Here is a 7,020-nt window from a genome sequence, read left to right on the forward strand (position 1 = left end):
TTTGTTTTATGATTAACGTATTATAATTATTGATTAAAGGAAGCTTCTCATGACTACTTGTCCAAACTGTGGTCGTCCCATTACTGATGTGGATGTTACCTGTCCTAATTGCCACTTTGATTTACAAAAATATCGTGAAACTTTTTTCACAGACCAACACGAAAAAGCTCATTTTGAAGACGAAAAAACCGCTAAAAAAATTGCCAGTCGTAAAGTGTACCGGCAAGAATTTTATCCGGAAAAACAAAATTCAGTTATTGAGCGCATGCTGCAATGGATTCATGTTAACAGCATGATTGTTTTTCTATTGGGAATTGCACTATTAATTATTATGAGTTTTTCCCGTAGTTTTGGCTGGATTTGCTTTTTTGCATTGCTCGTTTGGCTCTACTTTGTTTGTAGTCGTGCAGAAAAGATAGAGCGCTATACTGTGGATCTGCGATTAACACAAAAAGTAAATCAACTTGGGTCTAATATGTTTAATAATGTGGCTGAATCGAAAGAAAAAGTTAAAGCGAAAAGCAGATTGTCCCAAAAGGGTAATAGACATAAGGAGAACATTCAGGTAAACAAGCATTTTACCTTTGTCCAGCTTTTAGTCGTTTTACTAGCAGTTATCAACTTGATAGTTTTATTTACTGGATCGGGCGCATCTGTCTTAGATATGACTTACGGTCAAAAAATGTCAATTACACGAGTCACTTTCGGACTTGCTGGCAGACTTTTTTCTTCCAATGCCACATTGCTTTCTGGAGTTGTGCTTTGTGTAATTTGGCTAGTCATGGTTCTGATTCCGTTATTTATTATATACAATACTATGAGGGATACTAAAAAGAATAGGACAATTGCATTTATCCTTTCTCTAATTGAAACTGTGTTTCTAATATACCTTATATATAGAATGTCTAATAGCACACTGTCAAACCGGGGAATTTTACATAGCATCACCAGTCAGCTACTTTTATATGCGGTCTCAATTGGTGCGTCAACCTATTTCTTGATTTTGGCCAGCGTAATGACCACGGGACTAACGGGCTACAATCTGTTACGTCACCGTTAAAAAATGACAACAAAAAAGCTGATGAATTAACGTCTAATATAAACGCTACTCATCAGCTTTTTTAATTTATGCTCTTATACTAATTATTTGGTCGGCATAGAAATCACTAAGTGCTGGTTGACAAAAGCCATCAAACCTAGGTCACTAAGTTCACGACCATAGCCTGATTTTTTGACACCACCGAATGGTAACTCAGCAGAACTGATCCATGTGCCGTTGATTACTGTCATACCAGTTTCAATTTGTGCAGCTACATTTTGTGCACGTTTAATGTCGGAACTGATAACAGAAGAACCTAGACCGTAGCTGGAATCGTTAGCTAAAGCAATAGCAGCATCTTCATCTTCTACTTCGTAAACGATAGCAACTGGGCCAAAGAACTCTTGGTCAAAGGCAGGATTGTCACGATCAACATTGGTTAGAATAGTTGGACGGAAGAAAGCACCATCTGAATCAATTTCAGGATATTGGTAGAACACTTTTGCTCCTGCTGCAATAGCACCATCTACTTGTTTAGTCAGTTTTTCCTTAGCAGCTTGTGAATTCATTGGCGGCAAGGTAGTAGCTGGATCAAGGGGATCGCCTGCTTTTAAGCCAGAAAAGACCTGCTTTAATTCCTGCAAAGTTTCTTCATAACGCGACTTAACAACAATAATCCGTTTGGAAGAAGTACATACCTGACCGTCGTTATAGGTTCTGGCTGAACTAAGAGCCTGCTTCAAAACTTCAGGATCAGCGTCATCAAGAATGATGAAGGCATCGTTACCTCCAAGTTCCATAGTCGATTTCTTCAGATTTTTACCCGCATTTTCTGCAACAGAAGAACCACCACGTTCTGAACCGGTTAGAGCTACTCCTTGAATTCTTGGATCTGCAATCATTTGGTCCAGCTGATCATAACTTGGATACATATTAATCAGACTGCCTTCGGGTGCTCCAGCCTGTTTAATAATTTTAGCAATCAAAGCTGCAGAGCCAGGAACATTGTGGGCGTGCTTCAGAATGATAGGATTACCAACAATAAAGTTAGGTGCAAATACTCTGATTACTTGATAAAGTGGGAAATTCCAAGGCTCACATGCCATTACCACACCTGTAGCCTGCTTTAAGTAATATGCATCACCTAATTGAGAATCAATTGGTTCAGGTTTCAGCAATTCGGGACCTTTATCAGCAAAGTAATCACAAATAGAGGCGCAAAGATCAACTTCACCTTCAGATTCGCCAATCATTTTACCCATTTCACGGGTCATGATTTCGGCCATTTCTTTTTTATGCTCGCGCAAACCATCAGCAATTTTGTGCAATGTTGCTGTTCTAGTTTCAGGCCCTTCATGACGCCATTTTTGGTAAAGTGCGTTAGTTAAATTTAGTGCATCTTCTATTTGTTCAGCTGTCGGGTTGTCGTAGCTGGCAAAATTTTCATTAGTGTAAGGATTAATAGATTGATATTTAGCCATAATGTTATCTCCTTAAAAATATTTGTAGGATAAGCTTATCAATAAAATAAAACGTTTTCATCAATTATTATATCACATACAGAATATTTTACTAATAATTAGTAAGTAAATAATAAAAATTATTTTATTGCTTGCAAAAGATAATTTAATGAACAATCTAAATATTGATTAGCGTAAGACATCGCGTGTTTGGTGCCAGATATTATTTTTAAGTCAACCGCGTGATTATTTTGTGCTAAATAGCTAACAAAATCGAGTAAGTATGGGATAGGCGATAGCTCATCGGCAGAATTAATCATTAATAACTGATGTAAATTGGCATAATCATGAGATTTAGCATCCATCTTTTTTAATGTTTCTTCATTTTCCGAACCTGCATAAGCCAAAGTAAAATATTTATAAAAAGCATTATTGATATCATGTAAATCAGATAAGCCCAGTTCTTTACGACCATCAACTGATGCTTTGACATCCTGATGGTCTTTCATCCAGGTTGAATAACTGACAGGAGCCGACCAAGTAACAGTAGGGAAACCATATTTACCCGCAATATTAAGTGCCATTGTGCCGCCACTGCTGGCACCGATTTGGGTAATGTTGGGCTTTTTATGATTCACAAAGTCAGTTTTTAACAGCCATTCAACAAAATTAATGCTGTCTTGGTGCGCAAGCGGAAAAAGATGTTGCGGTGCAAGGGAATAATTAGGTACAAAAACTGTAAAGCCTTGGTCAGCAATATTACTACATAAGGCTTTGAAGCTGCTTTTGTCGCCGCGAAACCAGCCACCGCCATGCCAAAACAACAAGATATCATTCGAATTATTGTTATCTGGTTGATAAATATCTGTTTGCAATTTTCTTGGTTTATCATAAGTAACGTCAGTGATAATTTGGGTCATTAAGTTCTCCTCCAAAAATTATATTGTTAGTATCTATTATACTTTAACTGAAAGCTGTACTTGCTTTAAAACTAGCTTCCTTTTATTTTTAAAAGCAAAATATTTAATTTATTTAAATATTAGTATTTAATGAATTAAAAAGTAATCACGCTGCATATTTTTTGGTAAAATGAGGCTTAAATTGGAGGTAAGTTATGCATCTGTCTGCTAAAGCTAGTCGAAGATTAATCAATATTCTGACCGTTGTCAGTGGGATTATCATTATTCTTTTGTGTATTTATTGGTACAAAATGGGAATATTTACTAGTCAAGCTAAAATGAAAGCATATTTGGCTAATAAGAGAATAATCGGACCAATTATTTTTGTTTTAATCCAAATAATTCAGGTTGTTATCCCTATTATTCCTGGCGGGGTCTCACTTCTGGGAGGAGTTATCTTCTTTGGACCAGTAGCCGGATTTATTTATAACTACGTGGGAATCTGTGTTGGTTCGATTATTAACTTCTTTTTAGCGCGCTTTTATGGCAGACCGTTTATTCTCCATATTGTTTCTGAAAAAACTCTTGATAAATATATGAAGTGGACTAAAAATCAGCGTAAATTTAACTGGTTTTTTGCGATCTGTATTGTTGCACCAATGGCGCCAGATGATGTTCTCTGTCTTTTAGCTGGTTTAACCGATATGAAGTTCTGGACTTATTTTTGGATAATTATCTTAGGTAAGCCTTGGACTATTCTTGCTTATAGCTTCGCACTTGATTTCGGCATGGACTGGTTGCTCAAACTGGTTGGTCACTAATGGTTAGTCGGGTTTATTTACGGCCATTTAATCTAGCCGATGCACCAACTTTACTTAAATGGGGCCAAGATGAATATTATCAGCGTTTAGCCGGCTTTGGTCATTATCAAAATTTAGCAGAAGCTGAAGTTGCTGCAGGACAGTATGCTGCCAGAAAATATAGTTATGGCATTTGTTTGAGTACTTCGCAGCAGTTAATTGGCTTAGTTGAACTATATAATAGGGGAACTAACGAAGAAGAACTGCTGCATACTAAAGAAGTTGGCTTTTTGCTTGATAAAGATTTTTCCGGTCACGGGTATATGACGGAATCTTTAAAAATACTTTTTGACTATGCCTTCAAAAAGCTTGATCAGTCGGAAATTTGGGCTGGGACTTATCAAAATAATACCCGTTCACAAAATTTACTTGCTCGTTTAGGCTTTAAGCTGGTTTATTCGGTTGATATGAGTAAAGTAAGTAGTCTTTTTGAATATCAAGAGGATTTTTTCTTGTTGAAAAAATCAGGTTGGCTTGATCTTGAGCAAAAACTTAAATTTTGAAAGAAACCTTTTTACTAAAAAATTGTAAAAAACATTAAAACTTATTTGCTAAAAAATGCATAATAGCTTAAAATAATATCCAAACACGGAATCCTAAGACTGATTAAGAGAGTTCGCATAGTGGTGTAAGCGAATAGAAGTCGTTTCCAGATTCCATTTATGTGGGTAATTAATAGTTACACGGCACGCGGCATCGTTATCGCCGACTTAATGAAGTGCAGCTAAATTTAGCTGAAACTGGGTGGTACCGCGAAGCCATGTATAAGCCAATTCGTCCCAATTTGATGGGATGAGTTGGCTTTTTTTGTGGAGGTAAAAAGATGCTGGATATTAAGGTGATTCGCGAGAATCTTGATTGGGCCAAGGATAAACTTGGCAGACGTGGCGTTAAGCCGGAGGAATTGGATGAATTAGTCAAAATTGACGCTGATCGACGTGAAGAATTAAATCGTAGCGAGCAGTTAAAAGCAGAGCGCAATACGGTTTCAAAAGAAATTGCTGCAATAAAAAGAAATAAAGAAGATGTTTCTGCTGCAGTTCAAAAAATGCGTGAAGTTGGACAGGAAATTAAGGAACTTGATGATAAGGTTACCAAATTAACTGAAAAGCAAAATTATATTTTGTTGCGGCTGCCTAACTTTCCTGATGATTCTGATCCAATCGGACCCGATGAAAGTTATAATGAAGAAGTTCGTAAATGGCATGAACCAACTAAACTAGCTTTCAAGCCTAAAGCACACTGGGAGATTGGTACAGATTTGGATATCCTGGATTGGGACAGAGGTGCCAAAGTTTCAGGTGCGCGTTTTGTCTATTATAAAGGTGCTGGTGCTTTACTTGAACGAGCTGTATTTAACTTTTTCCTTGATGAAAACACTAAGGAAGGGTATACCGAAATAATTCCGCCATATCTAGTTAATGATGAATCAATGCAAGGTACAGGACAATTCCCTAAGTTCCGCGAAGATGTTTATACCATTGTTGATAATGATAATCCGGACAAACCCAGGGATCTAACTTTGATTCCTACTGCAGAAGTACCGCTTGTTAACTATTTCCGTGATGAAATTATTCATGGTGACAAGCTGCCGATCAATGTTACTGCATTATCTCCAGCATTTAGAAGCGAAGCTGGTTCAGCTGGACGTGATACTCGCGGCTTAATTAGAATGCACGAGTTTAGAAAAGTCGAAATGGTTAAGATTTGTAAGCAGGAAGATTCATGGGATGAATTAGAAAAACTGACTCATAACGCTGAACATTTACTGCAAAAACTAGATTTGCCATATCATGTAGTTGCTTTATCTACTGGGGATGCCAGTTTTACTAGTGCTAAAACTTATGATCTGGAAGTTTGGATGCCGGCTCAAGATAAATATCGTGAAATTTCTAGTTGTTCGAACTGTACTGACTTTCAGGCTCGTCGTGCACAAATTCGTTACCGTGACGAAGATGGCAAACTGCATTTAGCACATACTCTCAACGGCTCAGGTTTGGCTGTTGGCAGAACTGTTGCCGCAATTTTAGAAAACTATCAAAATGAAGATGGCACAGTCACTGTACCAAAAGTTTTGGTTCCTTATATGAACGGAATGACAAAAATTACTAAAGAAGAAACTCTAATTTAGAGAAACAATTATTTTTTGCGTGAGTTTAATAAACTTGCGCTTTTTTTGTAAAAAATTTTGCAGCAATACTTGTAAAAAATGATGAAATTACGAATAATTAGCAAATTGGTCTAGTCATAAAAACGAAAAATTGCAGTATCAGATATTAGACAAAACTAATTTGATTGCGAATTTACTTAAATAACGAACAAAATGATTAATTTGACGAATGAAGATAAAAAGAGTAAGGTATTACTTGTGTTTGAGCGAGTTACAGCAAATAACAAGTTCAAAACAAATCAAGCAAAAGCAGTTGACAAAAGTCAATTGTTTTAGTAAGATAATAAACGCTGTCTGGTAAGACGGCAAAACAAGTCAGAAAAAAGTGCTTGACAAAAGCAACTGAATCTGGCAAAATAAAAAAGCTGCTTTAGCAGCAGGTAGTACCTTGAAAACTGAACAATGTTTTCGCAAAAATGTGCGGGTTTAAAGAACCCAAAACAAAAGAGCGAAGTCAATTTCGCGAGCAAATAAATCCGAGATGCGAATCTTGGAACGAATGAGCAAACATTCAAACAAACATTTAAAAAATGAGAGTTTGATCCTGGCTCAGGACGAACGCTGGCGGCGTGCCTAATACATGCAAGTCGAG

6 protein-coding genes and 1 rRNA gene are annotated in these 7,020 nt (G+C 36.9%); 5 read left to right on the plus strand and 2 right to left on the minus strand.

Translation table 11 applies throughout. From position 1 onward, the window contains the following. Positions 1-49: 49 nt before the first annotated feature. The gene (locus F5ESL0260_RS01880; RefSeq protein WP_122025671.1) at positions 50-1,060 is read left to right on the plus strand and encodes a zinc ribbon domain-containing protein; all 1,011 of its coding nucleotides are present in this window, start codon (positions 50-52) and stop codon (positions 1,058-1,060) included. Positions 1,061-1,143: 83 nt separating this feature from the next. On the opposite strand, the gene F5ESL0260_RS01885 is transcribed toward F5ESL0260_RS01880, so the two are convergent. Further along, entirely contained in the window at positions 1,144-2,520 is a 1,377-nt protein-coding gene (locus F5ESL0260_RS01885) for an NAD-dependent succinate-semialdehyde dehydrogenase (RefSeq protein ID WP_046324320.1), read from the minus strand. A 119-nt stretch (positions 2,521-2,639) separates the two neighbouring features. Next, a complete protein-coding gene (locus tag F5ESL0260_RS01890; RefSeq protein WP_122025672.1) occupies positions 2,640-3,419 on the minus strand; it encodes an alpha/beta hydrolase in 780 nt (259 codons plus the stop codon). Between the two features lie 194 nt (positions 3,420-3,613). On the opposite strand from F5ESL0260_RS01890, the gene F5ESL0260_RS01895 reads away from it, so the two are divergent. The 4 genes from F5ESL0260_RS01895 to F5ESL0260_RS01910 all read left to right on the plus strand — a co-directional run. Then, positions 3,614-4,219: a TVP38/TMEM64 family protein gene (locus F5ESL0260_RS01895; protein ID WP_046324322.1), complete on the plus strand. Its 606-nt coding sequence runs from the start codon at positions 3,614-3,616 to the stop codon at positions 4,217-4,219. Further along, positions 4,219-4,761 carry a GNAT family N-acetyltransferase gene (locus tag F5ESL0260_RS01900; RefSeq protein WP_122025673.1) on the plus strand — a complete coding sequence of 181 codons (543 nt, stop codon included), beginning with the start codon at positions 4,219-4,221 and terminating at the stop codon, positions 4,759-4,761. Before F5ESL0260_RS01895 ends, F5ESL0260_RS01900 begins: the two co-directional genes overlap by 1 nt. A gap of 320 nt (positions 4,762-5,081) precedes the next feature. Continuing rightward, positions 5,082-6,389: a serine--tRNA ligase gene (serS, locus tag F5ESL0260_RS01905; RefSeq protein ID WP_122025674.1), complete on the plus strand. Its 1,308-nt coding sequence runs from the start codon at positions 5,082-5,084 to the stop codon at positions 6,387-6,389. A gap of 565 nt (positions 6,390-6,954) precedes the next feature. Next, a 16S ribosomal RNA gene (locus tag F5ESL0260_RS01910) occupies positions 6,955-7,020 on the plus strand; the annotation flags it as partial.

The sequence above is a fragment of the Lactobacillus sp. ESL0260 genome (assembly GCF_003692935.1).
GTDB classification, from domain to species: domain Bacteria; phylum Bacillota; class Bacilli; order Lactobacillales; family Lactobacillaceae; genus Lactobacillus; species Lactobacillus melliventris.